Source organism: Endothiovibrio diazotrophicus (genome assembly GCF_054657215.1).
On the sequence record NZ_BAAHXB010000373.1, the window covers coordinates 1 to 268 of the forward strand.

The window sequence follows — 268 nt, forward strand, 5'->3', positions numbered from 1 at the left end:
GACCCAGGCCTGGGTGGAACAGGAGTACCACCGCACGGTGCACCGCGAAATCGCCACCACGCCCCTGCGCCGCTACCTCGACGAGCGTTCGGTGGGGCGACCCAGCCCCTCCAGTCAGGCGCTGCGGCACGCCTTTCGGCGCACCGAGCCGCGCACGCTACGGCGCAGCGACGGCACCGTCTCGCTGGCCGGCAAGCGCTATGAGATCCCCGACCGCTACCGCCACCTGGAGCGCCCGCTGCTCCACTATGCCGCGTGGGATCTCTCC

The 268-nt window shown here is 71.6% G+C and carries 1 pseudogene; it reads left to right on the forward strand.

From position 1 onward, the window contains the following. Positions 1–268 (forward strand): annotated as a pseudogene (locus tag ACYQ2W_RS26875) (IS481 family transposase); the annotation flags it as partial.